The following is a 25,519-nucleotide window of genomic DNA, read 5'->3' as shown; positions in this document are numbered from 1 at the left end:
GACTGACAACGCCAGGATGGCGTTGTGCACGCTTGATCCTAGATGACCAGCAGCGGTGGCCCGTAGAACCGCTCCAGATGGTCGGCCACGGCGGGCATCGCCTGGCGCAGGGTGACCGGGTCGCTGAAGTGGTATTCGCTGCATACCGCGAAAAACTCCTCTGGCGACTCGCTGGCATAGGGGTCGATGGGCGATGCGTCGCCGGCATCCACCTGCGCGCACAGCGCATCGTAAGCACGCTGGAAATCGTCAGCCCATTGCCGTTGCCAGGCGCGCGGCAGGGGTGGCGTGCCGTCCATGACGCCATCGAGGGCGTCGAGTTTGTGCGCCATTTCGTGTGCCACCACGCAGTAGCCGTCGGTCGGGGCCGCGATGTCGGCGCGCACATCCGCCCAGGACAGGATCAGCGGACCGTGCATCCAGGCTTCACCGATCAGTTCCTGCTCGCCTTCGTGCAGGATGCCGTTGGCATCGAGATGGCTGCGCCGGGCGCGGAACGCGCCGGGATACACCACCAGCTCATGCCAGCCATACAGGCCTTCGCCACCGAATTTGAGGAGTGGCAGGCAGCACAGCAGCGCCAGCCGTATCCGCTGGACGTCGTTGAGACGCAGCCCTTGGACCGGGGTGATGGTTTTTTCGTGGAGGAAGCGTGCCGCTAGGGTGTGCAGGCGCTGGCGGTCAGCGGCGTCGAGCCGGCGCAACCAAGGCAGAGGTGCGCCGGCCTGCTGAAGCAGGACCGGATCAAGCGGGGGCGGGGGCGTGCGGCGGCGCGAAAACGGCCAGATCACGGCGTGCCGGCCACTCCGTCAGCGGAACATGCCCGGCAGAAAGCTGTGGAACCGCGCCGGCAGCATGCGGTTGTCGCCGCTGGGATGACGGGTCGGCTGGACCGCGGGTGCGGTTTTGCTGCGCGCAGCCCGTTGGGCATGGGTGGTCGCGGTTGCGGCGCCGTCGATCTCGACCTCGTCCAGCCGGTCGTTTGGGGCAGGCGGTGCCGGGTCGGTGGGGACGGGCGCGCCGTCGGGCGTCGGATGACGCATGTCAACGGCCAGCGCCGGGCCGGCGGCAGCGGTCAGGAGCAGACAGGCCAGCAGCTGACGTGGGGAGAACAGGCGCATGGCGGTCACCAGGAAGGCGGCGGCATCGGGGCACGCCAATGGCCGACTATAGCAGCCGTTGCAGGAGGCGGGTATTGCACCGCAGCAGGCATTTGCTGCCAGCGCCCGGCACACTTGCAGGATGACCGAAGCCGTACTGACACCGGTCGGGTCTTCCCGACTGACCGCCGCTGCGCTGCGGCGCGCCTTGATCGCCGGCGCTCGCCGGGTGATCGCCGCCCGTGACGAGCTCAACCGCATCAATGTGTTCCCGGTGCCGGATGGCGATACCGGCAGCAATCTGGCATCCACACTTGGCTGTGTGCTGCAGGGCGCGCTGGCCCAGCGTAGTCGGCATGCCGGGGAGCTTTTAGCCCGGGTCGGCAGCCACGCCATCGACGGGGCGCGGGGCAATTCCGGGGCGATCATGGCGCAGTTTTTGGCCGGGATGGCAGACCGGCTGCGCGATCATGCCTCCGTGGATGCGCACGCGCTGGCGCGGGCGGCCCGGGGCGGTGCCGAGAGCGCACGGGCCGCACTGGCGCAGCCGGTGGAAGGCACCATCCTCAGTGTGATCGCGGCCTTTGCCGAGGCGCTGGAGGAGGCGGTGGCGCGCCAGCGGCAGGATCTGCGCCAGGCCTATGCGCAGGCCTTGCAGCGGGCGCGGATCGCGCTGGCACAGACACCGCGGCAGCTGCCCGCGCTGCAGAAAGCCGGGGTGGTGGATGCCGGGGCGCGCGGCTTTGTGGACTGGCTGGAAGGGATCGCCGAATACGCCAGCACCGGCCCTTACCTGCCCTGGCGGGTGGCGGCAGCGCCGGTGCTATCCGGGGCCGGGTCGGCGCCGAGCCATGTGCACGAGGACATCGACCCGCAGTACCGCTATTGCACCGAATGCCTGGTGCTGGGTGAGGCGATTGACCCTGCGGCACTGCGGCAAGCCCTGCTGGTGGAGGGGATCGACTCGCTGGTGGTGGCCGGCAACCGGACGCGAGTGCGGGTGCATGGGCATACCGGGGTGCCGCAGCGCCTGTTCGACATCTGCGCCAGATATGGCCAGGTCGATGCGATGAAAGCCGATGACATGCTGCTGCAGCAGCGCAGCGCCGAATCGCCGCAGCAGGTGGCGGTCGTGACCGACAGCGCGGCCGATCTGCCGCCGGCGTTGGTGGATGCGTTTGGTATCCACGTGGTGCCGGTGCGGGTCAGCCTGGATGGGCGGGACTATCTCGACCGGCTGGGCCTGACCGCTGCCGAGTTCTATCGCCGCATGGCAGGTGCAGCGCAGTTGCCGTTGACCAGCCAGCCGCCGCCTGGCGATTTCCGGCGGGTGTTCGAGCATGTTCTGGCGTACCAGCCGGCGGGTGTCTACGTCGGGTTGTCACGGCCGTTGTCGGGCACGTTGCAATCGGCTGAAACCGCCGCGCGCGGGCAGGCGCGACCGATGCACTGCGTCGATAGCGGGCAGGTCAGCGCCGGGCAGGCCTTGCTGGCCTGGCGGGCGGGTGAGCTGGCGGCAGCGGGCGCCTCGGCGGAGATGATCGTGGCTGAGATTGAAGCGTTGCGGCCGCAGGTGCATACCTGGGCGATGGCGCGCGACATCCGGCATGCCGTTCGCGGCGGGCGTATTCCGCGCTGGGCCGGCCCCCTGGTGCGCTGGAGCGGGCTGACCCCGGTTGCGCGGGTCAATGCGGCGGGCCGATTGCAGGTGGCCGGCGGCCTGCTGGCGCGTCGGCGCGCGCCGGAGGCGTTCGCCCGCTATGTGGCGCGGCGGGTGCCGACGGGTCTGCGCTGGCGGTTGATCGTCGGCCATGCCGATGCGCACGCGGACGGTGAGCGTCTGCTGCTGGCCTTGCAGCAGCGGTTGGCGATCGAGGCGGCGCATCTGGTCGAAGTGGGGCCGGCGGTCGGTGCCCATGCCGGCCCGGGCACGCTGGTGGTCGGGCTGGCGCCTGCGCCGGTGCAGGATGACCGGCAGGTGCAGCCAGCGCAGCGGGATTGAGTGCGCCGGTGCGGCGTCCGGGCCTGGACTGCACCCGATGCGGGTGGACACGTTCGCGCCTGCGCCTGCGTATCATCCGCGCATGGATGCACGTCTCATGATCACCATCGCCGTGTTGCTGGCGGCCTATCTGTTGGGATCGGTGTCCGGCAGCCTGCTGCTGGGCCGGCTGCGCGGGATCGATATCCGCCAGCATGGCAGTGGCAATGCCGGCGGCACCAATGCCTTGCGCACCCTGGGGTGGCGATTTGCGCTCGCTGTGGTGAGCATCGATATCGGCAAGGGTGCACTGGCGGTGTGGTTGGCGCTGTGGTTGGCCCCGGCGTGGGCCTACACGGCCGCCGCACTGGCGGTGGCGGGGCATGTCTGGCCGCTGTGGCATGGGTTCCGCGGCGGCAAGGGGGCGGCGACGGCGGTCGGTGCGTTGCTGGTGCTGTGGCCGCAGGCGGTGCTGCCGCTGCTGGTGGTGTGGCTGCTGGTGCTGGTTTTGAGCGGGTATGTCGGGCTTGCCACTGTCCTGGCCGCGCTTGCGCTGCCGGTCTGGGTCTGGTGGCAGCGGGCCGGTGTCGCCCCCCAGCTGTTTGCGCTTTGGCTGGCGGTCTTTCTGACCTTCACGCATCGCAGCAATCTGTCGCGCTTGCGGCGCGGCTGCGAGTCGCGCTTCGAACGGGCGCGGTTGCTGCATCGCTGGTGGACGCGGGCGTGAGCAGCGACGAGCGTGCTTTGGTGTGCCGTCTGGCGGCTGGCCCGGTGAGCGGCGATGTGCTGGCGGCCGAGCTGGGGTTGACCCGTGCGGCAGTGTGGAAGCGCATCCAGGCCTTGCGTGCGGCAGGGCTTGCCGTCACGGCAGCGGCGGGGCGTGGCTACCGTCTGGCCCAGCCATTGGACCTGCTGGAGGCCGATGCCATTCGGTCGGCGCTGCCGCCCGCCGTCCAGGCGCACTTGGCCGCGCTGGAAGTCGCCTGGAGTGTCGATTCCACCAATACCCGCCTGCTGCGTCAGCCGGCGCCGGCACAAGGGTGTACGGTGCTCTTGGCCGAGCGTCAGAGCGCTGGCCGCGGCCGACGCGGACGTACCTGGGCGTCGCCGCTGGCGGCGCACATCTATTTGTCGCTGGGGCGGCGTTTCGAGGGTGGGCTGGCACGGCTGGGCGGGTTGAGCCTGGTGGCCGGCATCGCGGTGACCGACGCGCTGCATGACCTGGGGCTGTCCCAGGTGGGTCTGAAATGGCCGAATGACCTGGTGGTGGCCGGGGAGGACGGCGGCCTGCGCAAGCTCGGCGGGCTGTTGGTGGAAGGGGGCGGGGAAGCCGGAGGCGCGGCCTATGCGGTGATCGGCCTGGGGCTGAATGTGCGCATGCCTGCCGCCATTTCGACGACCATCGACCAGCCTTGGGTGGATCTGGCGGCGCTGCATCCGGCGCTGCCGTCGCGGAATGCCGTGGTTGCGGCGCTGCTGCGTCGTCTGCTGCCGGCGCTGGAGACCTTCGATGCCGACGGGCTGGCGCCGTTTCTGCCGCGGCAGGCGGCACTGGATGTTCTGGCCGGCCGCCGGATCACTGTGCATGACGCCAGCGGAACCTGGCCCGGCAGGGCGTTGGGGATTGCCGAAGATGGCGCATTGCGGGTTCATGCGGAGGATGGCCGCGAACGTCGGCTGCATGCTGGCGAGGTGAGTGTGCGGTCATGAGCACCTGGCTGTTCGATCTCGGCAATACCCGCCTGAAATGGGCACCGTTGCAGGCCGACGGCCAGCTCGGCCCGGTGACGGCGTCCCCCCATGGCGATGGCGATGCCTGGCTGCAGACGCTGCCACAGGGCCAGCTGGCCTGCATCGCCAGCGTCGCCGCACCGGAGCGGCGGCTGGCCCTGCTGGACGCGTTGCTGCCCCGGTTCGAGTGCCTGGTGCAGGTCAGCAGCGAAGCGGCGCTCGGGCCGTTGCGGATTGCCTATGCCGATCCGGCGCGGCTGGGTGTGGACCGTTTTCTGGCCATGCTGGGCCAGTGCGATGGCCGGCCGATGCTGCTGGTGGGCGTGGGCACCGCCCTGACGCTGGATCTGGTCGATGGCGAAGGCCGGCATCGTGGCGGCCGCATTGCCCCGGCACCGGATTTGATGCGGCAGGCCCTGCATGCTCGGGCCACCCAGCTACCGCCGAGCGGTGGCCGGTTCGTCCCGTTTGCCGACACCACTGAGGATGCACTGGCGTCCGGCTGTCTGGGCGCGGCGTTGGGATTGATCGAGCACAGCCTGCAGGCGGCGCGTGCCGAACTGGGCGTGCAGCCGCAGCTGCGGGTGCACGGTGGTGGTGTTGCGGCCTTGCGGCCATGGCTGCCGGAGCACGTGGTGGTCGCCGATGCGGTGCTGGTCGGGCTGGCCCGCTGGCACGCACTGAGGATCGCATAAACTCGCCGCATGCCGCTGCGCGCTGCCATCGTCATGCTGGTGCTGCTCAACCTGGGGGCTGCCCTCTGGTGGCGTTTTGCGCCACCCCCGCCGCCGCCCCCGGCGCTGGAGGGGCCGGGGTTGCGTCTGCTGTCCGAGGCGACGCCGAGTGCCCCGGCGGCGCAAACGCCGGCTGCGGTGCCGGTCGGGTTGCCTGGACAGGCTGATCGGCCACCGGTGTGTGTGCGGCTGGGCCCGTTTGCCGATGCTGCCTCGCGTCAGACTGCGCGCACCGCCTTGCGTGCACTCGGGGTCGAGGCGCAGCCGGTGGGCACGCCAGCGCCCGCCCGTGGTGGCTGGAAGGTGTTTCTGCCGCCGCAGCCCTCGCGCGAGGCCGCCCAAGCCTTGGTCGATCGACTGCGGGCGGCCGGAGTGGGGGATGTGCGCGTGTTGACCGAGGGCAAAGACGCCAATGCCATCGCCTTGGGCCGGTTCAGCAGCGAGGCCGGGGCGCGGCGTCGGTTGCAGGCGCTGGCTGCCTTGGGCGTGTCCGCACAACTGGCGCCGGTGCAACCGGCGGCCACCGGCTGGCTGGACGCGCGCCTTCCAGACAGCGTCGATCCGGAGCATCTGACCCTGATTGCGCCTGCCCGGCCACTGGATTGTGCTCAGCTGCCTGAGGGCCGGCCAGCAGGCGGGTAGGCTGCTAGAATCTCGGTCGCGCCGCTTTAGCTCAGTCGGTAGAGCAGCTGTCTTGTAAACAGCAGGTCGTCCGTTCGATTCGGACAAGCGGCACCACACCAGGCATGCCTGACAGCGGCCGCTTCCGTGCCGATGCAGGGCAGGGCGGCATTGCCTTAAGGGCCTGTCGGTTGCACACGTCGCCATCGTGTGTGTGATCGGTACATGGCCGGCCATGCGTGGCCGGAACCCCCTCTGATGCAATCAGAGGCGTTTTTGTCGTTGCCCCTGTCCATGCCTGGGCGGGGGGTGTATCCCACAGGAGGCCGCATGACCCGTCGCTATCCACCCGTGTCTGTGTTTGGCGTGCCCACCGATATTGGCGCGTCGCGTCGAGGCGCATCGATGGGCCCGGAGGCATTGCGGGTGGCCGGGCTGGTGGAGGCGCTGTCGGCGCGGGGGGTGGATGTCGAGGATCTGGGGGATCTGTCCGGCCCGCGCAATCCGCTCAGCCCGCCGGTGGATGGCTACCGTCATCTCGACGAAGTGGTGGCCTGGAACCAGGCCGTGTACCAACGCAGCCGTGACGTGCTGGCGCAGGGGCGGATGCCGATCCTGCTGGGGGGTGACCACTGCCTGGCGATCGGCTCCATCGCGGCGGTGGCCGCGCACTGCCGCAAGGCCGGCAAGAAGCTGCGGGTGCTGTGGCTGGATGCTCATGCCGACTTCAATACCCGTGAGATCACCCCCAGCGGCAACATCCACGGCATGCCGGTGGCCTGCCTGTGCGGCTTAGGCCCCGACGCGCTGACCCGGCTGGGCGGCGAAGCGCCGGCGATCACCCCGGAGCAGGTGCGCCAGATCGGCATCCGTTCGGTGGATCCGGGCGAGAAGCGGCTGGTCAAGGAATACGGTCTGGACATCTACGACATGCGCTATATCGACGAGGTCGGGATGCGCCAGACCATGGAAGAAGTGCTGGAGGGGGTCGATGAGGCCACCCATCTGCACGTCAGTTTCGACGTGGACATGCTGGACCCGGCCATTGCCCCCGGGACGGGCACCCGGGTACCGGGCGGCGTCAACTACCGCGAGGCGCAGCTGATCATGGAAATGGTGGCCGACACTGGCCGCCTCGGCTCGCTAGACGTGGTGGAAGTGAATCCCGCGTTGGACCGCCGCAATATGACCGCCAAGCTCGCGGTGGACCTGGTGGAAAGCCTGTTCGGCAAGTCCACCCTGATGCGCGATTGAGCGCGGTTCAGGCCAGGTTGTGCGGCCGTGGCGCTCCCTTGCCGGCAAGCCAGCCCGGCCGTTGCGCGCAGGGCTGGGCAGCACCTAAGCTGCGCCGTCATTTCATCACAGGAGGATGTTCGATGCTCCGTATTGGCAAACTGATGCTCACCGTTCTCGTGTGCCTGTGCGCGCTTAGCGCCTGCAACACCATCGAAGGTGTCGGCAAGGACGTGAAGAAAGCAGGCGAGGCGATCGAGCGCGCTGGCAAGTAAGCGGTCACTGTTCGGCAGGGGTCGGCACCCGCCGGCCCCGCCACCGGGCAAGCAAATGCAGCCTGCCGGGTAGAATGCAGGCCCGTTTTCGTTTGCGCTGCCCGCGCCATCGCATGAGCAAGATCCGCGTCCTCACCGGCATCACCACCTCCGGCACCCCGCACCTGGGCAACTATGTCGGCGCGATTCGCCCGGCTATCGCTGCGGCCCAGGCCCCCGATGTCGAAAGCTTCTATTTCCTGGCCGACTACCACAGCCTGATCAAGGCCCAGGATCCGGCCCGTACCCAGCGCAGCACGCTGGAGATCGCGGCGGCGTGGCTGGCCTGCGGGCTGGACCCGCAGCGGGTCTGGTTCTACCGGCAGTCCGACATTCCAGAAATCCCCGAGCTGACCTGGTTGCTGACCTGTGTGGCCAGCAAGGGCATCCTCAACCGCGCTCATGCCTACAAGGCGGCAGTGGACAAGAACCGCGCCGAAGGCGAGGACGACGATGCCGGCATCACCGCCGGATTGTTCATGTATCCGGTGCTGATGGCGGCCGACATCCTGCTCTTCAACGCCGACAAGGTGCCGGTGGGACGCGATCAGATCCAGCACATCGAAATGGCGCGCGACTTCGGCCAGCGCTTCAACCACGTCTATGGCGGCGACTATTTCGTGTTGCCGGAGGCCGTGGTGGACGCCCAGGTGGCCACCCTGCCCGGGCTGGACGGGCGCAAGATGAGCAAGAGTTATGGCAACACCATCCCGCTGTTTGCCCCGCGTGACGAGCTGAAAAAACTGATCTTCAGCATCGTCACCGACTCCACCCCGCCCGGTGCGCCCAAGGCCACCGAGGGGTCGGCGATCTTCCAGCTCTACCAGGCGTTTGCCTCTCGGCAGGAAACCGAGGCCTTCGCGCGTGCATTTGCCGACGGCATCGCCTGGGGCGATGCCAAGCAGGCGCTATTCGAGCGGATCGACGCCGAAATCGCCCCCTTGCGCGAGCGCTACCAGGCCCTGCTGGCGCGGCCGGACCAGATCGAGGCGCGATTGCGCGAAGGGGCGGCGCGCCTGCGCCAGGCCTATGCCATCCCGATGATGGCACGCCTGCGCGATGCGGTGGGGCTGCGCGACCTGTCCAAGGTGACGGTGGCGAGCGCGGATGCGCGGGCGCGCAAGTCGGCGCAGGAAACGCCGGTGTTCAAGCAGTACCGCGAGGCCGATGGCAAGTTCTACTTCAAGCTGGTGCAGGGCGACCGCGTGCTGCTGCAGAGCATCGGGTTCGATTCGCCACGCGATGCCGGTCAGCGGCTGGCCGCGCTCAAGCAGGGCGAGCTGGGCGAACCCGGCAGTGACTTCGTGCTGGGCGAGGGTGTGAGCGCCGACGAAGTCAATGCGGCGCTGGCGGCGTTCGTCGCGGCGGCAATGGAAGGCAACAAGGCGTAAAGAATCGCGGCGGGTTTGCTCCCCGCCGCGTGATCTTGCCTCCGGGATGGCGGCCGTAAGGGTTACTGCGGCAGCGCCAGATCGTCCAGCAATGCTTTGAGGAAGCGCGCCGCCTCGCCACCGGTGCAGGCGCGGTGGTCGAAGGTCAGCGAGATCGGCAGGCGGCGATGCACCTCGATGCCGCCGATCACCGCCACCACGTCATGACACAGCTTGCCGGCACCGACGATGGCCACGCACGGCGGCACCACCACAGGCGTGGCGTAACGGCCGGCAAACATCCCGAAGTTGGATAGCGAAATGGTGTAGCCGGTCAGTTCGCTGGCCGGGATGGTGCGGCTTTCCACCTGTGCGCGCAGCCGGTTGATGCCTTCGCGGATACCGCGCGCATCCAGCATGTCGGCGTTGCGCAGGGCGGGCACGAACAGGCCGTCGTCGGTGTCCACCGCGATGCCGATGTCCACGTGCGGGTGCAGGGTGCGAGTGAGCGCCTCGCCGTCGAACCAGGCGTTGAGCGCCGGCACCGCCTTGCAGGCGGCCACGATCGCCCGCACCAGGCGCGCGGTGATGTCCTGCTTGCCGATCCAGGCGTGCAAGTCGGCGTCGTCCACCAGCGTGGTCGGCACCACCTTGGCATGGGCGTCGGCCATCACCCGGGCCATGTTGCGGCGCACGCCTTTGAGCTGTTCGGGCTGGCCAGCCGCGGTGACACCTGGCGGTTGGGTGCGCATCGGCTTGCCGGATTGCGACAGCGGGCTGCGTTGCGCCGGGGCGGCGGCCACCGGGGCTGGTGCGGGTGTTGCCGCAGGTGCCGACGCAGGCGTCGCACCGAGCTTGGCCGAGCCATCGGCGGCGGCGCGCTTGACGTCGTCCATGGTCACCGTGCCGTCCGGGCCGCTGGGACGCACGCGGGTGAGATCCACGCCCAGCTTGCGTGCCATGGCGCGCACCGCTGGCACCGCTTTGACACCGCCCACCGCGATCGCGGCTTCCTGAACCACCGTATTGCCCACCTGCATGGCACCGACCACGGTGCCGGCGTCTTCGGGCTCCGCCTTCGCGGTGGCTGCCGGCGCTGCGGGCGCGGCTGGTGCGGCGTGGGTCGGGCCGTGGTGATGGCCGGTGTCCTGGCCTTCGGCGCGCTGCGGCAGATTAGGGTCGATTTCGAACTCGGCCAGCAGAGCGCCGGTGGCGATCACGTCGCCTGGGCCGCCGGCCAGCTTCAGCACCTTGCCGGACACCGGCGAGGGCACGTCCACCACCGCCTTGGCGGTCTCCATCGACACCAGGTTCTGATCCAGCAGGATGGTGTCGCCTTCCTTGACGTACCACTCGACGATGGTGGCATCGGGCAGGCCTTCACCGAGGTCGGGAAGCAGGAACTTCTTGATCATGGGGCGTCCTTCACGAATAGGCCAGCGCGCGCTTGGCGGCGGCAACGATCTTGTCCACGCTAGGCAGGTACTTCATTTCCAGGCGGAACAGCGGGATGTGGGTGTCGTAACCGGTCACGCGTTCGACCGGCGCCAGCAGGTCGAACAGGCATTCCTCGGCAATGCGGGCGGCCACCTCGGCGCCGAAGCCCGCCGTCTTGGCAGCTTCATGCACGATCACACAGCGGCCGGTCTTGGCCACTGATTCGGCGATGGTGGCAAAGTCCAGCGGCTTGAGCGTGGCCACGTCGATGACTTCCGCGCTGATGCCCTCAGCGGCCAGCTTGTCGGCGGCTTCCAGGGTTTCCTTCACCTGTGCGCCCCAGGTCACCAGGGTGATGTCGTGGCCATCGCGCAGCACGTAGCACACGTCCAGCGGCAGCGCCTGGCCGTCGTCTGGCACCAGCTCCTTGTATTGGCGGTAGATCCGTTTGGGCTCCATGTAGATCACTGGATCCGGGTCGCGGATCGCGGCCAGCAGCAGGCCATAGGCGCGCTGCGGGGAGCTGGGCATCACCACGCGCAGGCCCGGCACGTTGGTGAAGATCGCCTCGTTGGCCTCGCTGTGGTGTTCTGGAGCGCGGATGCCGCCACCCCAGGGCACGCGCAGCACCATCGGGCAGCTCAGGCGGCCGCGGGTGCGGTAGCGCATGCGCGCGGCGTGACAGACGATGAAATCGACCATCGGATAGACGAAGCCGTCGAACTGGGCTTCCGCCACCGGCTTCATCCCCTGCGAGGCCATGCCGACGGTCAGGCCGGCGATGGTGGTTTCATCCAGCGGCGTGTCCAGCACGCGCTGGTCGCCGAACTGCTGCTGCAGGCCCGCGGTGGCGCGGAACACGCCGCCGTTGACGCCGACGTCCTCACCCAGCACCACCACCGACGGGTCGTGCCGCATTTCGTAGGCCAGTGCCTGGGTGATCGCCTCGATGAGGGTGATGGGCTGGGCGCTCATGCGCGGCCCTCCTGCGCCAGGGCGGCGGCGCGTTGTGCCAGCAGGTCGGCCGGCATGTCGGCGTACAGGTAGTCGAACATCGCTTCCACCGGCTGTACCGGTGTCTCCAGATAGGCGTTGATTTCTTCGTCCACGCGCTTGCTGCACTCCTCGACCCAGGCGTTTTCCTGCGCCTCGTCCCACAGACCTTCCTGGGTCAGGAAGCTGCGCAGGCGCAAAAACGGTTCCTTCTGCCAGGCGGCTTTGACTTCCTCCTCGCTGCGGTAGCGGCGGGCGTCATCGGCGGTGGTGTGGTCGTGCAGGCGATAGGTGAGGAATTCGATCACGCTGCCGCCTTCGCCATTGCGTGCGCGCTCGGTGGCGCGACGCATCGCTTCCAGCACTGCGATCAGGTCGTTGCCATCCGCCTGCAGGCAGTGCAGGCCGCCGGCCAGGCCTTTTTGCGCCAGCGTCTGTGCGCCGGTCTGGGCCTTGCGTGGCACGCTGATCGCCCAGCCGTTATTGACCACGCACAGCACCAGCGGCAGGGTGTAGGCACCAGCGGAGTTCACCGCCGCGTAGAAGTCGGCCTTCGATGAACCGCCATCGCCGCAGCAGGCCACCGCGATCCGCGCCTGGTCGCGCAGCTTGAAGCTCAGCGCCGCACCGGCCGCCATCAGGCATTGGGTGGAGATCGGCACGCACCAGGGGTAGTCGTGTGCCGGGGCGCCGGTGAGCAGGTTGCCGCGCTCGTCACCGCCCCAATACATCAGCACCTCGCGCGGGCGCAGGCCACGCATGAACTGTGCGCCGTATTCGCGGTAGCTGGGTGCAAACACGTCTTCCGGCCGCATCGATGCGCCGATCCCGACGTGGGTGGCCTCATGGCCCAGGCAGGAGGCGTAGGTGCCCAGCTTGCCGGTGCGCTGCAGGGCGATCGCCTTGCCGTCGAAGGTGCGTACGAACAGCATCTGCTTGAACAGCGGAACCAGCATGGCCGGATCGGACACTGCCGGCGGCAGTGGTTCGGCCAGGCTGCCGTCGGGGCGCAGGTACTGCAGATAGTCGATGTCGAAGTGTGCCGCCGTGGTCATGGTCACCCTGGGGGAAGTGGAGCGATTGCTCTATGATACCCGGCAGGTGATGACAGCCTGTTGCGCGCTGCGGCATCGCTGGATGGCGGCGCGGCAGATGTCTGCTCTGCCGGGCATGCGACAATCGCACGATGAGCAACCCACACGACTCCGACTCCGCGGGCGGCAACCGGCGCGCCCTGGAAACCGGCATCCACACCGATCTGGCCGGTCGCGTCACCTATGGTGGCTATCTGCAGCTGGATCGCCTGCTGTCGGCCCAGCATCCGCTATCCGACCCACCGCATCACGACGAGATGCTGTTCATCATCCAGCATCAGACCAGCGAGCTGTGGTTGAAGCTGTTGATCCACGAGCTGCAAGCGGCGCAGATGTATCTGCGCAACGATCGCGTCTGGCGCTTCAACAAAGTGGCTGCACGGTGCAAGCGGGTATTTGACCAGCTCACGGCCCAGTGGTCGGTGCTGGAAACGCTGACGCCAGCGGAGTACATGGAGTTCCGCGACGTGCTGGGGCCGGCGTCCGGGTTTCAGTCGTTGCAGTACCGCACGCTGGAGTTTTTGCTGGGCAACAAGAACGCCGAGATGCTCAAAGTGTTTGCCCATGACCCGGCCGGTCAGGCGGCGCTGGAGGCGGTGTTGCGCGCGCCCAGCCTGTATGACGAGTTCCTGCGCTATCTGGCGCGCTGGGGGCATGCGGTGCCGGATGGGCATCTGGTGCGCGACTGGAGCCAGCCGCATGTGCTGGACCCGGAGCTGCTGCCGGTGTTCGAGCGGATCTATGCCGACACCGAACGGTACTGGCGCGAATACCAGCTGTGCGAGGATCTGGTCGATCTGGAAACCCAGTTCCAGCTGTGGCGGTTCCGCCATATGCGTACGGTGATGCGGATCATCGGCTTCAAGCGCGGCACCGGCGGTTCCAGCGGCGTGGCCTTCCTCAAGCGTGCGTTGGAGCTGAGCTTTTTCCCCGAGTTGTTCGAGGTGCGCACCCGCATCGGCCTGGTGCCGGCAGGCCCGCAGCTGTGACGCACGGCGGGCTGCCTGCCGCGTGCGGTTGACCGTGCTGGTGCAGAAAGGGGGGGCATGGTGCCGGTCGGCGGGTGGGGGATTTGACGTTGGCCGCCCGGCTCGGCCATGCTCGCCCGGTTTCGCGCAGGTCCTGCGCGGAGCCGATTCCAACAGTCCAATCCATGTCAATGAGGGGGACACCGCATGAGCGGAGCCGCAGACACGACCACCCCGGTGAAGCCGCCGGAATTCCCGCAGCTGCTCGGACACCCGCGGCCGCTGTGGATGCTGTTCATGACCGAGTTCTGGGAGCGCTTTGCGTTCTACGGAATGCGCTGGGCGCTGACGCTGTATGTCGTCGCCCAGTTCTATGGCGGTGCGGGTGAAGGCCAGGCCCCGGCCAGCCGCATCTACGGCGCTTTCCTGGCGCTGGTCTATGCCACGGCGATCTTCGGTGGGTTCATTGCTGACCGGGTGATCGGCTATCAGCGCTCCATTCTGCTGGGGGCAGTGGTATCGGCGCTCGGCTATTTCCTGATCATGGTGCCCGAGCAGTCGATGTTCCTGCTTGGCCTTGCCACCATCATCGTCGGCAACGGTCTGTTCAAGCCCAACATCTCGGCCCAGGTGGGGCAGCTGTATGCGCAGGGGGATGCCCGCCGCGACTCTGGCTTCACCATCTTCTACATGGGCATCAATGCCGGCGCGTTCGTCGCACCGATCATCACCGGCATCCTCGCCGATCGCCTGGGCAACCCGGGCATGCCGGCCTACAAGGCGGTGTTCATGGCCGCCGGGATCGGCATGCTGATCTCGACTCTGTGGTTCTGGTTCGGACGCCGGCAGCTTGGCGAGGTCGGGCGTCCGCCGGCGGGTGCGGAAGGCCTGGGGCGTGTGGCCGCGGTCGTGGCAGGTGTGGCTGCGGCGATTCCGGTGATCTATCTGCTGATGTCGATCAACGCCACCTACGTGGGCTGGATCCTGGCGGCGCTGTTTGTCGGCCTGTGCGTGATGGTGCTGGTCGAGGGCATGCGCGAGGGCAGCGTCAGCCGTGATCGCGCGCTGGCGATGCTGATCATCTTCGCGTTCAACGTGCTGTTCTGGATGTTCTTCGAGCAGGCCGGCAGCTCGTTCAACTTCCTGGCCCAGCAGATCGTCGATCGCAACCTGGGCGGGTTTGAGTTCCAGGTCGGCTGGTTCCAGTCGGTCAATCCGATCGCCATCCTGGTGCTGGCGCCGGTGTTTGCCTGGCTGTGGATGCGGCTGGGACGTGCCAACCCGTCGATTCCGCGCAAGTTTGGCTTGGGTCTGATCCTCAATGGCCTGGCATTCCTGCTGCTGATGTTTGCCCTATCCAGCCTGGTGGATCCGCAGACCCACAAGATTCCGTTCTGGACGTTGTTCATGGTCTATGTGATCCAGACCGCCGGTGAGCTGTGTCTGTCACCGATCGGGCTGTCGATGGTGACCAAGCTGGCGCCATCGAAAGTGGTGGGCCTGGCGATGGGCGGGTGGTTTTTGTCCACCGCCATCGGCAACAACCTGGCGGGCATTTTTGCCGCCGAGGTCAGCGGCGAGACCGGGATGACCGTGGAATCGGCGCACGCCGGCTACACCTTCGGCTTCTATGCGTTGGTGGGCGCCGGTGTGCTGCTGTTTTTGATCGCCCCGCTGATCCAGCGCTGGATGCATGGGGTGAAGTAATGCCGATCGCCGCGTCGCGTGACGCGGCGTCCGGCAGTTCCGCACGGCGGCCTTCGGGCCGCCGTGTGCGTTTCAGGCAGTGGGTTTTTTCGCGGCTGTCGGTGCCGATGTGGCTTCCGCGCGCAGCTCCAGCTCGTCGAGACGATCCAGCAGCCGGAAGAGCGCGTCCCGTTCCTCGGCCGGAAGCCCGTCCAGCACCTGACGTTCAAACCCCAGTGCCAACGGGACGATCTGGTCGTACACCGCGTAACCGGCGTCGGTCAGGTGCAGGATCGAGCGTCGGAGATCGCCGGGATCGGTGTGGCGCTGCAGCCGACCGCTCGCCTGCAGCCGTGCCACGGCGCGGCTGACCGCGACCTTGTCCATCGCCGTGCGCTGGGCCACCTGGTTGGCCGACAGCCCCGGATGCGGCCCCAGCACGGCCATGACCCGCCATTCATTGACGCTGAGATCAAAGCGGCGCGAGTACTCGCGCGCGATCGCGCTGCTGATGCGGTTGGTGAGCACGCTCAGCCGGTACGGCAGGAAGCGTTCGAGGACGAGCCGGGCATGGTCAGGCATGACGGTTGCCACTTGAGATGGTTTCTGGTGAAACTATAATCCGGTTTCCGCCAGATGAGGATCCGCCCATGAATGCGCAACCGAATGTTGGCATGCAGCCGACCACGTTCGAAAACCCGATGGGCATCCACGGGTTCGAGTTCGTCGAGTTTGCCGCGCCGGCCGGCCAGGGGCCGCGCATGCGCGATTACCTGGAGAAGCTGGGGTTCACCGCGGTGGCCCGACACAAGGCGCGGCCGATCACCCTGTTCCGTCAGGGCGGGATCAACTTCCTGCTCAACGAATCCCCGGACTCGTTTGCGGCGGATTTCGCTGCCCAGCACGGCCCGTCCGCCTGCGGCTTTGCCATCCGCTTCACCCGGCCCACCACCGAGGTGCTGGCACACGTGCTGGCCAATGGCGGTGCCAAGGTCGATCACAAGCCGGACACCGGCGCGGTGGACACGCCGGCGATCAAGGGCATCGGCGACTGCATGCTGTATCTGGTGGATGCCGGGCGCGAGGATCTGTACGCCGATTACGAGCCGATCCCCGGGGTTGACCAGTGGCCGAAGGGCTTTGGTCTGACCTTCATTGACCACCTCACCCACAATCTGTATCAGGGCAACATGCAGAAGTGGTCGGAGTACTACGAGAAGCTGTTCAACTTCCGCGAGATCCGCTACTTCGACATCAAAGGCGTCAAGACCGGCCTGTTGTCCAAGGCGATGACCGCCCCGGATGGCCTGGTGCGCATTCCGCTCAACGAGTCGTCTGACGAAAAGAGCCAGATCAACGAATACCTGCGGGAATACAAGGGCGAGGGGATCCAGCACATCGCCCTGTTCACCGATGACATCTACACCACCGTCGAGCAGATGCGCGACGCCGGGATCGAGTTCCTCGACACCCCCGACACCTACTACGAGGTGATCGACCAGCGGATCCCCAACCACGGCGAGGACGTGCCGCGGCTGGCGCGCAACAAGATCCTGATCGACGCCGATCCGGAGACCAAACAGCGCAAGCTGTTGCAGATCTTCACCCAGAACGCGTTCGGCCCGATCTTCTTCGAGATCATCCAGCGCAAAGGCAACGAAGGGTTCGGCGAGGGCAACTTCCAGGCCCTGTTCGAGAGTATCGAGCGCGACCAGATGCGGCGCGGCGTGCTGTAACTGCGGCGACTTCCACTCGACGCCCGGCGCGGGCTTGCAGAGCGAGCAGACCATGGCGATCCATAGCAACGGTTATCAATCCGGCTTCGGCAACGAATTCGCCACGGAAGCCATCCCCGGCACCTTGCCGGTTGGGCGCAACTCGCCGCAGCGGGTGGCGCACGGCCTGTATGCCGAACAGCTGACCGGCACCGCCTTCACCGCGCCGCGGCATGCCAACCGGCGCAGTTGGCTGTACCGGATCCGCCCCGCGGTGCTGCATGGCCGCTTTGAGCCGTTTTCCCAGCCGGCCTTCCATAACGACTTCGGTCAAGGCCCGGTGACGCCGGAACAGCTGCGCTGGAGTCCATTGCCGCTGCCGCAGGCACCTGCTGATTTCATCGACGGGCTGTTCACCATGGGCGGCAATGGCGGCCCGGCGGCGGGGACGGGCGTGGCCATCCACCTGTATGCCGCCAACCGTGACATGCAGGATCGGTTCTTCTATGACGCCGACGGCGAGCTGCTGATCGTGCCGCAGCTGGGCCGGCTGCACATCGAGACCGAGCTGGGCGTGCTGGACGTGGAACCGCAGGAGATCGCGGTGATTCCACGTGGCGTGCGCTTCCGCGTGGCCCTGCCGGACGGCAGCGCGCGTGGCTATGTCTGCGAGAACTTCGGCGCCCTGCTGCGCCTGCCGGATCTGGGGCCGATCGGCAGCAACGGCCTGGCCAATCCGCGTGATTTCCTGGCGCCCAATGCGGCTTTCGAAGACGTGGAAGGCAACTTCGAGCTCATCGCCAAGTTTCAGGGGCATCTGTGGCGGGCACCGATCGACCACTCGCCGCTGGACGTGGTCGGTTGGCATGGCAACTACACGCCTTACAAGTACGACCTACGCCGGTTCAACACGATTGGTTCGATCAGTTTCGATCATCCCGATCCGTCGATTTTCCTGGTGCTGCATTCGCCCAGCGATACGCCCGGCACCAGCAACATGGATTTCGTGATCTTCCCGCCGCGCATTCTGGCGATGCGCGACACCTTCCGGCCGCCGTGGTTCCATCGCAACGTGGCCAGCGAGTTCATGGGGCTGGTGCATGGCGTGTACGACGCCAAGGCGGACGGGTTTGTGCCGGGCGGCTGTTCGCTGCACAACTGCATGACCGGGCATGGCCCGGACGCCGCCACCTTCGAGAAGGCCAGCGCGGCCGACACATCCAAGCCGGATTACATCGAAGACACCATGGCCTTCATGTTCGAAACCCGTGCGGTGATCCGGCCCACCGCACAGGCGCTGGCGGCAGCCCATCGTCAGCACGATTACCCGACGTGCTGGGCTGGTTTGCGCAAGCATTTCCAGCCCTGAAGGTGCTTCACCACAGGTGCGCCTGTGGTCAGGCAGCGCCTTAAGCGTTATGCAGAGGCGCGCAACGGGCGGTGGTGATGCCGTCGGGTGGCGGTGAGGCCGCGGGTATACTGGCCGCATGAATACGCGGATTAAGGTACTGGCGCGCGCGCAGCGTGCGCTGGCAGAGTTTTTCCGGCTGGAAGCGGCCGGCGGCATCATCCTGATCCTGGCCGCAGGGTTGGCCATGCTGGCTGCCAATTCGCCCTGGGCGCATCTGTACGAGCTGGCCCGGGATACCCCGCTGGGCAGTGGCGAATGGGCCAAATCGGCGCATTGGTGGATCAACGACGGCCTGATGGCGGTGTTCTTCCTGCTGGTGTCGCTGGAAATCAAACGGGAAGTCGTGTCCGGGCAGCTCTCCAGCCGCGCCCAGCTGGTGTTGCCGGTGGTCTGCGCCGCCGCCGGGGTGGCCGTGCCAGCCCTGCTGTACACCTGGATGAACCATGGCGACGCCAGCGCCATGCGCGGCTGGGCGGTGCCCACCGCCACCGACATCGCCTTTGCGCTGGGTGTGCTGGCCTTGCTGGGGTCGCGGGTGCCGCTGGGGATGAAGCTGCTGCTGTCCACCATCGCGGTCGCGGATGATCTGATTGCGATCCTGATCATCGCGCTGTTCTATTCGGAAGGCCTGCAGTGGTGGGCACTGGCGGCATCGGCGGGCGTGGTCGCACTGATGGGGTGGCTCAACCGGCGTCAGGTGACGCATCTTGCGCCCTATCTGCTGCTTGGGGGCGTGTTGTGGGTGCTGGTGCTGCAGTCCGGGGTGCACGCCACCCTGGCCGGCGTGGTCACCGGCCTGATGATTCCCCATTACGATCGCAAGAACGCCATCGACGACGCCATCGAGCATTCGCCGCTGGAAACGTTGGAGCATGCCTTGCACCCATGGGTGGCCTACGCGATCCTGCCGTTGTTTGCATTCGCCAATGCCGGGCTGTCGCTGGTCGGGCTGCACGCAGGCGATCTGCTGGCACCGTTGCCGGCCGGTATCGGTCTGGGATTGGTGTTGGGTAAGCCGATTGGAATCGTGACGGCGGCGCTGCTGATGCGGGGGCTGGGTCTGGCGCGGTTCCCGGACGGGATGGATCTGCGCGCGATGATCGGGTTGGGCCTGCTGTGCGGGATCGGCTTCACCATGAGCCTGTTCATTGCCTCGCTGGCGTTCGGTACCCAAGGCGTGCTGTACGCCGAGAGCGTGCTCGGCGTCCTTGGCGCATCGGTGACTGCGGCCTCGGTCGGGTTGCTGTGGCTGGCGCTGACGCTGCCACGGGCCCGTTGAGCGAGCGGGGTCAGTCGATCCGGAGACCGGCCAGACGCTCCAATGCTTCGGCGTACTTGGCGCGGGTCTTGGCGATGACCTCGGCGGGCAGGTGCGGGCCGGGTGGCGTCTTGTCCCAGTCCAGCGTTTCCAGATAGTCGCGCACGAACTGCTTGTCGTAGCTGGGCGGGCTGATGCCGACGGCGTACTGCTCGGCCGGCCAGTAGCGGCTGGAGTCCGGGGTCAGCATCTCGTCCATCACGTAGAGCTTGCCGTCGGCGTCGGTGCCGAACTCGAACTTGGTGTCGGCGAGGATGATGCCGCGCTGTGCGGCATAGTCGCGGGCGAAGGCGTAGATCGCCAGGGTGGCGGTGCGGATCTGCTCGGCGCGTTCGCGCCCCAGCATGTCGATGACGGTGGCGAAGTCGATGTTCTCATCGTGGTCGCCGACCGCGGCCTTGGTGGATGGGGTGAAGATGGGTTCGGGCAGTTGCTGCGCCAGTTGCAGTCCCGGTGGCAGGGCGATGCCGCTGACGGCGCCAGTGCGCTGATAATCCTTCCAGCCGCTGCCGATCAGGTAGCCGCGCGCGATGCACTCCACCGGCACCGGCGTGAGCTTCTTCGTCACCACCGCGCGCTTGGCGTACAGCGTCGCGTCCACGCCGGCCGGCAGCACGCTGGTGACATCAATGCCGGTCAGGTGGTTAGCAATGATGTGGGCGGTCTTGTCGAACCAGAAGTTGCTGATCTGGCAGAGCATCTCACCCTTGCCGGGAATCGGGTCGGGCAGCACCACGTCGAACGCGGAGAGGCGGTCGGTTGCCACCATCAGCAAATGGCCGTCGCCGAGATCGAACACATCGCGCACCTTGCCGCGGTGGATCAGGTTCAGGCCGGGCAGATCGGCGTGCAGCAGGGTGGTGGACATAGGCGGGCACGTGGTGACGGGGTGCATAGTGTAAGGGCCGAACGCCGCCTCGCTGTACACTGGCGGGATGCGACGCTGGTACGGGCAATTTTTCGGCTTCATCGCGGGCTGGCTGCTGCTGCGCCATCCGGTGGGAGGCTTCATCGGGCTGTTGATCGGATATCTGTTCGATCACGACGCCTTTTCCAGCCCGCGTCGGCACCGGCCATCGGCGCGGCGGGCGCAACCGCCGCCGCACGAGGATGACCAGACCGATTGGGCCTACCAGGTGTTGGGCCTGACCGAGCAGGCCAGTGCGGATGAAATCGATCGCGCTTACCGCAAGCTGATCAGCCAGTACCACCCGGACCGATTGGTCGGGGCGGCGCCAGAGTTGCAGGCGCTGGCGGAACGCAAGTCGCGCGAGATCAACGCGGCCTATGACCGCATCCAGACCCTCCGGAAGAAAAAGAAATGAGCATGCAGCCTGCCGTCATCGCACCGTCGATCCTGTCCGCCAACTTCGCCAGGCTGGGTGAAGACGTTGAGCGCGTACTCGCGGCCGGTGCCGATTGGGTGCATTTCGACGTGATGGACAACCATTACGTGCCCAATCTGACCATCGGCCCGATGGTGTGCGAGGCGCTGCGCGGTCATGGCATCCGTGCCCCCATCGACGTTCACTTGATGGTGGAGCCAGTGGATCGGCTGGTGCCGGATTTCGCCAAGGCCGGTGCCAGCCTGATCAGTTTTCATCCGGAAGCCAGCCGGCACGTGCATCGCACCTTGCAGCTGATCAAAGCGCATGGCTGTCAGGCCGGGCTGGTGCTCAACCCGGCCACGCCGGTGGAGGTGCTGGAGTGGGTGCTGGACGAGCTCGACCTGGTGCTGTTGATGTCGGTCAACCCTGGCTTTGGCGGGCAGGCGTTCATTCCGGCCACGCTGGACAAGCTGCGCCGGGTGCGGGCGATGATCGATGCCTGCGGTAAACCGATCCGCCTGGAGATCGACGGTGGGGTCAAGCCCGACAACATCGCCGAAATCGCCCAGGCCGGCGCCGACACCTTCGTGGCCGGCAGCGCCATCTTCGGCCAGCCCGACTATGCGGCGGTGATCAGCCGGATGCGGCAGGAGATCGCGCGCGTGCGTTGATGCCAGTGAGCCAGGCGCTGGCGCGGCAGCCTGGCGAAAAAACAACGCCCGCCGAATGGCGGGCGTGGTTGTCGAAGATGGCAGCCCCGGATGGATTCGAACCACCGAATGCCTGAGTCAGAGTCAGGTGCCTTACCACTTGGCGACGGGGCTGTGGGATGCGAATTGTAAAACCAAAACCACCCGCTGGTGCAATCCCGCCAGCGGGCGGTGAACGCCGGTTTAGCGCTTGGAGTACTGGGTGGCGCGACGGGCCTTGTGCAGACCCACCTTCTTACGCTCGACCTCACGGGCGTCGCGCGTCATGAAGCCGGCCTTGCGCAGCTCGGCCTTCAGCGAGGGGTCGTACTCCACCAGCGCACGGGCGATGCCGAGGCGGATCGCGCCGGCCTGACCAGTGGTGCCGCCACCGCTGGCGGTGACCACCACGTCGAACTTGTCGGTGGTCTTGGTCAGTTCCAGCGGCTGGCGCACGATCATGCGCGCGGTTTCGCGGCCGAAGAACTGATCCAGCGGACGGTCATTGATGGTGATGTTGCCGCTGCCCTTGCGCAGGAACACGCGGGCGACGGAGGACTTGCGGCGGCCGGTGCCGTAATTCTGAGTGATAGCCATGATGATCGGACCTTAGATGTCGAGCGGCTGCGGCTGCTGGGCGGCGTGCGGATGCTCCGAGCCAGCATAGACCTTGAGCTTGCGGTACATGGCGCGCCCCAGCGGACCCTTGGGCAGCATGCCCTTGACCGCGATTTCGATCACGCGCTCAGGGTGGCGCTCCAGCGCCTGCGCCAGGGTCTCGGTCTTGAGGTTGCCGACATAGCCGGTGAAGCGATGGTACAGCTTGTCCTGCAGCTTCTTGCCGGTGACGACGATCTTGTCGGCATTGATCACGACCAGATAGTCGCCGGTGTCGACGTGTGGGGTGTAGGTCGGCTTGTGCTTGCCGCGCAGCCGATAGGCCAGGGCAGCGGCCAGACGGCCCAGGGTCTTGCCCGTGGCATCGACGACGTACCAGTCGCGCTGGACGGTCTCGTTCTTGGCGATGAAAGTTTTCATGGGGAGCTCTTTGATCAGGGGTGCCTGGTCGGGCTGGTTCGGTGGCGCACCCCCGAACGTCGCCTCGCGTTGTCGATTTCGTGCCGGCAGAGTAAACCTGCCCTGGCGCGAAAGAAGCGGAAGTTTAGCCTGGCAGCAGCGTCGGTGCAACCGGCCCCTACGGCCGGGGCGGCACGGCTAGAATCGTGGCATGACTGCGATCCGCCATCTCGACCCCTTGGACCGGCTGTTGGACTCGGCCCAGAATGCGCTGGTCACGTTGCTGGGCCGCCCGCGCGCCGCGCGCTGCAATCCCGGGCTGGCCGAGCCCGAGGTGGTGCTGGATCCGCCTGAGCGCCGCCATGCGGCCGGCCTGATGCGGATCAATCACACCGGTGAGGTCTGTGCCCAGGCATTGTATGTCGGTCAGGCCGCGGTGGCGCGCGATCCGGCCACCCGCGACCACCTGCTGGCGGCGGCGCAGGAAGAAACCGACCATCTGGCCTGGTGCGCCGACCGGCTGCGCGAGCTGGACAGCCGTCCGAGTCTGCTCAATCCCCTGTGGTATGCGGGCAGCTGGTTGATCGGTGCGGCGGCCGGGTTGCGTGGCGACGGCTGGAACTTGGGCTTCGTGGTGGAAACCGAGCGCCAAGTCGAGGCGCATCTGGAGGAGCATCTGGCCACGCTGCCGGCTGCCGATGCCCGCAGTCGGGCGATCCTTACGGTGATGAAGCAGGACGAAGCGCGTCATGCCGAGCACGCCCGCAAGGCCGGGGCGCGACGGCTGCCGCCGCCGATTCCTGCACTGATGGCGGCGACGTCCCGATTGATGAAGGCGGTGGCCTACCGCATCTGAAGGGTTGGACGGGGTGGTACAGGAAAACGCCGGCCTTGAGGCCGGCGTTTTCCGCGATGGCGCAGGTGAAAGGCTGCCGTCAATCGATCAGGTTGCGGCCGTGGTAGAGCTCCTCGATCTCGCGCTTGAGGCGCGCCTCGATCTTCATGCGCTCCTTGAATGACAGATTGCGTGCCTTCTCTTCGAACAGGTACTGGTCGAGGTCGAAGTCTTTCAGGTGCATCTTGGTGTGGAAGATGTTCTCCTGGTAGACGTTGACGTCCAGCATCTCGTAGCGGGAGCGCACGTTCTTGGCCAGGTAATCCTGGATCGAGTTGATCTTGTGGTCGATGTAGTGCTTGCGGCCCTTGATGTCGCGAGTAAAACCGCGCACCCGGTAATCCATGATCACGATGTCGGACTCGAAGCTCTCGATCAGGTAGTTGAGCGCCTTCAGCGGCGAGATCACGCCGCAGGTGGAGACGTCGATATCGGCGCGGAAGGTGGCGATGCCGTTGTCCGGATGGGTTTCCGGGTAGGTGTGCACGGTGATGTGCGACTTGTCCAGGTGCGCGACCACGGCGTCGGAGATCACGCCCTTGGCGTCGGCCTTGTCGATCACCGGCTGTTCGGAGATCAGGATGGTCACCGAGGCGCCCTGCGGGTCGTAGTCCTGGCGGGCGATGTTGAGGATGTTGGCGCCGATGATCTCCGCCACGTCGGTGAGGATCTGGGTGAGGCGATCGGCGTTGTATTCCTCGTCGATGTACTCGATGTAGCGCCTGCGCTCGTCCTCGGACGCGGCGTAGCACACGTCGTAGATGTTGAAGGACAGCGACTTGGTGAGGTTGTTGAAGCCCTGAAGCTTCAGGCGCGGCAGCGGCTTGACCACGGCAGTTGCATCCGGCAGGTGGGAAAACGGTACAAGTCCATCATTATGCGGCAAACCTGCCGCCTGCGGGGGGTGGCAGGCCGGGGCATGGCCGGCGCTGAGGCGGCCTGGCATTTGCTTGCTGGCGACGGTTGTGCCTAAGCTTGCGCATTCACAGGCGACCCACCGCAATGAGCACGACGTTTCCCCAGCCCGCCAAGGCGCCCGCGGACAGCCCGTTGCTGGCCGATGCGGGCACCATCGAGCGGTTCATTGCCAACTGCCACCGCCGCAAATACCCGGCGCGGACGGATGTGTTCCATCCCGGCGATCCGGCCGGCACGCTGTACTACATCATCTCTGGCTCGGTCAGCATCATCGCCTGCGAGGACGATGGTCGGGAGCTGGTGTTGGGGTATATCGGCCCGGGCCAGTTCGTTGGCGAGATGGGGCTGTTCGTGCACAGCGATCAGCGCGGCGTCGCGCTGCGGACCCGCACCGTCTGCGAGCTGGCCGAAATCAGCCATGAGCGTCTGCAGGCCTTGCTGGCGGCACAGGCCAATGATGCCACCCGCCTGCTCTATTCGATCGGCGCGCAGATCAGCCAGCGTCTACTGGACACCAGCCGCAAGGCCGGTCGGCTGGCGTTTCTGGATGTGGCCGACCGGATTTACCGCACCCTGTTCGATCTGGCTCGCGAACCTGACGCCCTCAGCCATCCGCTGGGAACCCAGTTGCGGATTTGGCTCAATCGCGATTCCAGTGGAAACGGTTCATGTCTGATGGGGAGCATGGAGCCAAGGGTGACGGGGTAGATGCCTGAGCTTGGCGCACAGCAGGTAGCTGATGGCGATCAGGTTGGCGTCAGTGCGATAGCCCTTGGCGCGGGCCTTGGCGGCCTGGATCTGGGCGTTGAAGGCCTCGACCTGGCCGTTGGACAGGCCGGTGTCGAAATGCCGCAGGATGCCGGTGAGGTGGTCGCGGATGGTGGCACCGAGCTTCTTGAAGGGCGTCAGCCGACACCGTCGTGCCCAAGAGACCCACTTTCGGAGCAGCGGTTCGGCGGTGGGGCG

The 25,519-nt window shown here is 66.8% G+C and carries 27 protein-coding genes, 2 tRNA genes and 1 pseudogene; 18 read left to right on the top strand and 12 right to left on the bottom strand.

Annotation, left to right across the window (positions count from 1 at the left end):
- Positions 1–38: 38 nt before the first annotated feature.
- Both BUA29_RS02235 and BUA29_RS02230 read right to left on the bottom strand, forming a co-directional pair.
- Entirely contained in the window at positions 39–791 is a 753-nt protein-coding gene (locus BUA29_RS02235) for a M90 family metallopeptidase (protein WP_143148774.1), read from the bottom strand.
- A gap of 18 nt (positions 792–809) precedes the next feature.
- Positions 810–1,121 carry a hypothetical protein gene (locus BUA29_RS02230; protein WP_143148773.1) on the bottom strand — a complete coding sequence of 104 codons (312 nt, stop codon included), beginning with the start codon at positions 1,119–1,121 and terminating at the stop codon, positions 810–812.
- A 121-nt stretch (positions 1,122–1,242) separates the two neighbouring features.
- Between BUA29_RS02230 and BUA29_RS02225 the strand changes: the two genes are divergently transcribed.
- The 9 genes from BUA29_RS02225 (at position 1,243) to BUA29_RS02185 (ending at position 9,105) form a co-directional block, all read left to right on the top strand.
- Positions 1,243–3,102 (top strand): DegV family protein, encoded by a 1,860-nt coding sequence (locus tag BUA29_RS02225; protein WP_072755002.1) that lies wholly within the window; start codon positions 1,243–1,245, stop codon positions 3,100–3,102.
- Positions 3,103–3,184: 82 nt separating this feature from the next.
- Entirely contained in the window at positions 3,185–3,808 is a 624-nt protein-coding gene (plsY, locus tag BUA29_RS02220; RefSeq protein ID WP_178137882.1) for a glycerol-3-phosphate 1-O-acyltransferase PlsY, read from the top strand.
- Positions 3,805–4,791 (top strand): bifunctional biotin--[acetyl-CoA-carboxylase] ligase/biotin operon repressor BirA, encoded by a 987-nt coding sequence (gene birA / locus BUA29_RS02215; RefSeq protein WP_245770478.1) that lies wholly within the window; start codon positions 3,805–3,807, stop codon positions 4,789–4,791. Before plsY ends, birA begins: the two co-directional genes overlap by 4 nt.
- Positions 4,788–5,507, top strand: a complete 720-nt coding sequence (locus BUA29_RS02210) for a type III pantothenate kinase (RefSeq protein WP_072755000.1) — start codon at positions 4,788–4,790, stop codon at positions 5,505–5,507. The genes birA and BUA29_RS02210 overlap by 4 nt, the downstream gene beginning before the upstream one ends.
- 9 nt (positions 5,508–5,516) lie before the next feature.
- Positions 5,517–6,188, top strand: a complete 672-nt coding sequence (locus tag BUA29_RS02205) for an SPOR domain-containing protein (RefSeq protein WP_072754999.1) — start codon at positions 5,517–5,519, stop codon at positions 6,186–6,188.
- 20 nt (positions 6,189–6,208) lie between these two features.
- Positions 6,209–6,284: transfer RNA gene (locus BUA29_RS02200), tRNA-Thr, on the top strand.
- A gap of 213 nt (positions 6,285–6,497) precedes the next feature.
- Positions 6,498–7,421: an arginase gene (gene rocF / locus BUA29_RS02195; RefSeq protein ID WP_072754998.1), complete on the top strand. Its 924-nt coding sequence runs from the start codon at positions 6,498–6,500 to the stop codon at positions 7,419–7,421.
- 122 nt (positions 7,422–7,543) lie between these two features.
- A complete protein-coding gene (locus tag BUA29_RS02190) occupies positions 7,544–7,675 on the top strand; it encodes an entericidin A/B family lipoprotein (protein WP_072754997.1) in 132 nt (43 codons plus the stop codon).
- Between the two features lie 113 nt (positions 7,676–7,788).
- The gene (locus BUA29_RS02185) at positions 7,789–9,105 is read left to right on the top strand and encodes a tryptophan--tRNA ligase (RefSeq protein ID WP_072755061.1); all 1,317 of its coding nucleotides are present in this window, start codon (positions 7,789–7,791) and stop codon (positions 9,103–9,105) included.
- A gap of 62 nt (positions 9,106–9,167) precedes the next feature.
- On the opposite strand, the gene BUA29_RS02180 is transcribed toward BUA29_RS02185, so the two are convergent.
- From BUA29_RS02180 to pdhA, 3 genes are read right to left on the bottom strand one after another with little or no spacing between them, the layout of a single operon-like run.
- Positions 9,168–10,499: a dihydrolipoamide acetyltransferase family protein gene (locus BUA29_RS02180; protein ID WP_072754996.1), complete on the bottom strand. Its 1,332-nt coding sequence runs from the start codon at positions 10,497–10,499 to the stop codon at positions 9,168–9,170.
- A gap of 10 nt (positions 10,500–10,509) precedes the next feature.
- Complete coding sequence (locus tag BUA29_RS02175) at positions 10,510–11,496, bottom strand: alpha-ketoacid dehydrogenase subunit beta (protein WP_072754995.1); 987 nt, start codon at positions 11,494–11,496, stop codon at positions 10,510–10,512.
- Positions 11,493–12,569, bottom strand: a complete 1,077-nt coding sequence (gene pdhA / locus BUA29_RS02170; protein WP_072754994.1) for a pyruvate dehydrogenase (acetyl-transferring) E1 component subunit alpha — start codon at positions 12,567–12,569, stop codon at positions 11,493–11,495. Before pdhA ends, BUA29_RS02175 begins: the two co-directional genes overlap by 4 nt.
- A gap of 131 nt (positions 12,570–12,700) precedes the next feature.
- Between pdhA and BUA29_RS02165 the strand changes: the two genes are divergently transcribed.
- Positions 12,701–13,597 carry a tryptophan 2,3-dioxygenase gene (locus BUA29_RS02165; protein ID WP_072754993.1) on the top strand — a complete coding sequence of 299 codons (897 nt, stop codon included), beginning with the start codon at positions 12,701–12,703 and terminating at the stop codon, positions 13,595–13,597.
- Positions 13,598–13,783: 186 nt separating this feature from the next.
- Positions 13,784–15,283 carry a peptide MFS transporter gene (locus BUA29_RS02160; RefSeq protein WP_072754992.1) on the top strand — a complete coding sequence of 500 codons (1,500 nt, stop codon included), beginning with the start codon at positions 13,784–13,786 and terminating at the stop codon, positions 15,281–15,283.
- A 72-nt stretch (positions 15,284–15,355) separates the two neighbouring features.
- Here BUA29_RS02160 and BUA29_RS02155 read toward each other — a convergent pair whose 3' ends face one another.
- Positions 15,356–15,844: a MarR family winged helix-turn-helix transcriptional regulator gene (locus BUA29_RS02155; protein WP_072754991.1), complete on the bottom strand. Its 489-nt coding sequence runs from the start codon at positions 15,842–15,844 to the stop codon at positions 15,356–15,358.
- A gap of 68 nt (positions 15,845–15,912) precedes the next feature.
- Between BUA29_RS02155 and hppD the strand changes: the two genes are divergently transcribed.
- From hppD to nhaA, 3 genes are all read left to right on the top strand, one after another.
- A complete protein-coding gene (gene hppD / locus BUA29_RS02150; RefSeq protein WP_072754990.1) occupies positions 15,913–16,998 on the top strand; it encodes a 4-hydroxyphenylpyruvate dioxygenase in 1,086 nt (361 codons plus the stop codon).
- A gap of 52 nt (positions 16,999–17,050) precedes the next feature.
- Positions 17,051–18,346: a homogentisate 1,2-dioxygenase gene (hmgA, locus tag BUA29_RS02145; RefSeq protein WP_072754989.1), complete on the top strand. Its 1,296-nt coding sequence runs from the start codon at positions 17,051–17,053 to the stop codon at positions 18,344–18,346.
- Positions 18,347–18,464: 118 nt separating this feature from the next.
- Positions 18,465–19,667, top strand: a complete 1,203-nt coding sequence (gene nhaA / locus BUA29_RS02140; RefSeq protein WP_072754988.1) for a Na+/H+ antiporter NhaA — start codon at positions 18,465–18,467, stop codon at positions 19,665–19,667.
- A 10-nt stretch (positions 19,668–19,677) separates the two neighbouring features.
- Here nhaA and BUA29_RS02135 read toward each other — a convergent pair whose 3' ends face one another.
- Positions 19,678–20,574 carry a phosphoribosylaminoimidazolesuccinocarboxamide synthase gene (locus tag BUA29_RS02135; RefSeq protein ID WP_072754987.1) on the bottom strand — a complete coding sequence of 299 codons (897 nt, stop codon included), beginning with the start codon at positions 20,572–20,574 and terminating at the stop codon, positions 19,678–19,680.
- Between the two features lie 67 nt (positions 20,575–20,641).
- Between BUA29_RS02135 and BUA29_RS02130 the strand changes: the two genes are divergently transcribed.
- Together BUA29_RS02130 and rpe are read left to right on the top strand one after the other, a co-directional pair.
- Positions 20,642–21,031: a DnaJ domain-containing protein gene (locus BUA29_RS02130; RefSeq protein ID WP_072754986.1), complete on the top strand. Its 390-nt coding sequence runs from the start codon at positions 20,642–20,644 to the stop codon at positions 21,029–21,031.
- Positions 21,028–21,705 carry a ribulose-phosphate 3-epimerase gene (gene rpe / locus BUA29_RS02125; RefSeq protein ID WP_425443761.1) on the top strand — a complete coding sequence of 226 codons (678 nt, stop codon included), beginning with the start codon at positions 21,028–21,030 and terminating at the stop codon, positions 21,703–21,705. Before BUA29_RS02130 ends, rpe begins: the two co-directional genes overlap by 4 nt.
- Before the next feature lie 78 nt (positions 21,706–21,783).
- On the opposite strand, the gene BUA29_RS02120 is transcribed toward rpe, so the two are convergent.
- From BUA29_RS02120 to rplM, 3 genes are all read right to left on the bottom strand, one after another.
- Positions 21,784–21,858 (bottom strand) — tRNA-Gln (locus BUA29_RS02120).
- 69 nt (positions 21,859–21,927) lie between these two features.
- Entirely contained in the window at positions 21,928–22,320 is a 393-nt protein-coding gene (rpsI, locus tag BUA29_RS02115; protein ID WP_072754984.1) for a 30S ribosomal protein S9, read from the bottom strand.
- 12 nt (positions 22,321–22,332) lie between these two features.
- The gene (gene rplM, locus BUA29_RS02110; RefSeq protein WP_072754983.1) at positions 22,333–22,761 is read right to left on the bottom strand and encodes a 50S ribosomal protein L13; all 429 of its coding nucleotides are present in this window, start codon (positions 22,759–22,761) and stop codon (positions 22,333–22,335) included.
- Between the two features lie 190 nt (positions 22,762–22,951).
- Between rplM and coq7 the strand changes: the two genes are divergently transcribed.
- Positions 22,952–23,596 (top strand): 2-polyprenyl-3-methyl-6-methoxy-1,4-benzoquinone monooxygenase, encoded by a 645-nt coding sequence (gene coq7 / locus BUA29_RS02105; RefSeq protein WP_072754982.1) that lies wholly within the window; start codon positions 22,952–22,954, stop codon positions 23,594–23,596.
- Between the two features lie 79 nt (positions 23,597–23,675).
- Here coq7 and speD read toward each other — a convergent pair whose 3' ends face one another.
- Complete coding sequence (speD, locus tag BUA29_RS02100) at positions 23,676–24,467, bottom strand: adenosylmethionine decarboxylase (protein ID WP_072755060.1); 792 nt, start codon at positions 24,465–24,467, stop codon at positions 23,676–23,678.
- A gap of 170 nt (positions 24,468–24,637) precedes the next feature.
- Here speD and BUA29_RS02095 point away from each other — a divergent pair.
- Positions 24,638–25,189, top strand: a pseudogene (locus BUA29_RS02095) (cyclic nucleotide-binding domain-containing protein); the annotation flags it as partial.
- A 30-nt stretch (positions 25,190–25,219) separates the two neighbouring features.
- On the opposite strand, the gene BUA29_RS02090 reads toward BUA29_RS02095, so the two are convergent.
- Positions 25,220–25,519, bottom strand: a 300-nt coding sequence (locus BUA29_RS02090) for a transposase (protein ID WP_143148772.1), incomplete at its 5' end; no start/stop codon positions are given.

The sequence above is a fragment of the Thermomonas hydrothermalis genome, assembly GCF_900129205.1.
GTDB classification, from domain to species: domain Bacteria; phylum Pseudomonadota; class Gammaproteobacteria; order Xanthomonadales; family Xanthomonadaceae; genus Thermomonas; species Thermomonas hydrothermalis.
Note: the sequence above shows the minus strand (reverse complement) of the source record. Positions and strands in the feature narration are given on the sequence as shown.

Bases quoted from the DNA above. Each gene is read 5' to 3' on its own strand.
- BUA29_RS02230 (WP_143148773.1), bottom strand. From the start codon at position 1,121: ATGCGCCTGTTCTCCCCACGTCAGCTGCTGGCCTGTCTGCTCCTGACC.
- BUA29_RS02225 (WP_072755002.1), top strand. From the start codon at position 1,243: ATGACCGAAGCCGTACTGACACCGGTCGGGTCTTCCCGACTGACCGCC.
- plsY (WP_178137882.1), top strand. From the start codon at position 3,185: ATGGATGCACGTCTCATGATCACCATCGCCGTGTTGCTGGCGGCCTAT.
- BUA29_RS02210 (WP_072755000.1), top strand. From the start codon at position 4,788: ATGAGCACCTGGCTGTTCGATCTCGGCAATACCCGCCTGAAATGGGCA.
- BUA29_RS02205 (WP_072754999.1), top strand. From the start codon at position 5,517: ATGCCGCTGCGCGCTGCCATCGTCATGCTGGTGCTGCTCAACCTGGGG.
- rocF (WP_072754998.1), top strand. From the start codon at position 6,498: ATGACCCGTCGCTATCCACCCGTGTCTGTGTTTGGCGTGCCCACCGAT.
- BUA29_RS02190 (WP_072754997.1), top strand. From the start codon at position 7,544: ATGCTCCGTATTGGCAAACTGATGCTCACCGTTCTCGTGTGCCTGTGC.
- BUA29_RS02185 (WP_072755061.1), top strand. From the start codon at position 7,789: ATGAGCAAGATCCGCGTCCTCACCGGCATCACCACCTCCGGCACCCCG.
- BUA29_RS02180 (WP_072754996.1), bottom strand. From the start codon at position 10,499: ATGATCAAGAAGTTCCTGCTTCCCGACCTCGGTGAAGGCCTGCCCGAT.
- BUA29_RS02175 (WP_072754995.1), bottom strand. From the start codon at position 11,496: ATGAGCGCCCAGCCCATCACCCTCATCGAGGCGATCACCCAGGCACTG.
- pdhA (WP_072754994.1), bottom strand. From the start codon at position 12,569: ATGACCACGGCGGCACACTTCGACATCGACTATCTGCAGTACCTGCGC.
- BUA29_RS02165 (WP_072754993.1), top strand. From the start codon at position 12,701: ATGAGCAACCCACACGACTCCGACTCCGCGGGCGGCAACCGGCGCGCC.
- BUA29_RS02160 (WP_072754992.1), top strand. From the start codon at position 13,784: ATGAGCGGAGCCGCAGACACGACCACCCCGGTGAAGCCGCCGGAATTC.
- BUA29_RS02155 (WP_072754991.1), bottom strand. From the start codon at position 15,844: ATGCCTGACCATGCCCGGCTCGTCCTCGAACGCTTCCTGCCGTACCGG.
- hppD (WP_072754990.1), top strand. From the start codon at position 15,913: ATGAATGCGCAACCGAATGTTGGCATGCAGCCGACCACGTTCGAAAAC.
- hmgA (WP_072754989.1), top strand. From the start codon at position 17,051: ATGGCGATCCATAGCAACGGTTATCAATCCGGCTTCGGCAACGAATTC.
- nhaA (WP_072754988.1), top strand. From the start codon at position 18,465: ATGAATACGCGGATTAAGGTACTGGCGCGCGCGCAGCGTGCGCTGGCA.
- BUA29_RS02135 (WP_072754987.1), bottom strand. From the start codon at position 20,574: ATGTCCACCACCCTGCTGCACGCCGATCTGCCCGGCCTGAACCTGATC.
- BUA29_RS02130 (WP_072754986.1), top strand. From the start codon at position 20,642: ATGCGACGCTGGTACGGGCAATTTTTCGGCTTCATCGCGGGCTGGCTG.
- rpe (WP_425443761.1), top strand. From the start codon at position 21,028: ATGAGCATGCAGCCTGCCGTCATCGCACCGTCGATCCTGTCCGCCAAC.
- rpsI (WP_072754984.1), bottom strand. From the start codon at position 22,320: ATGGCTATCACTCAGAATTACGGCACCGGCCGCCGCAAGTCCTCCGTC.
- rplM (WP_072754983.1), bottom strand. From the start codon at position 22,761: ATGAAAACTTTCATCGCCAAGAACGAGACCGTCCAGCGCGACTGGTAC.
- coq7 (WP_072754982.1), top strand. From the start codon at position 22,952: ATGACTGCGATCCGCCATCTCGACCCCTTGGACCGGCTGTTGGACTCG.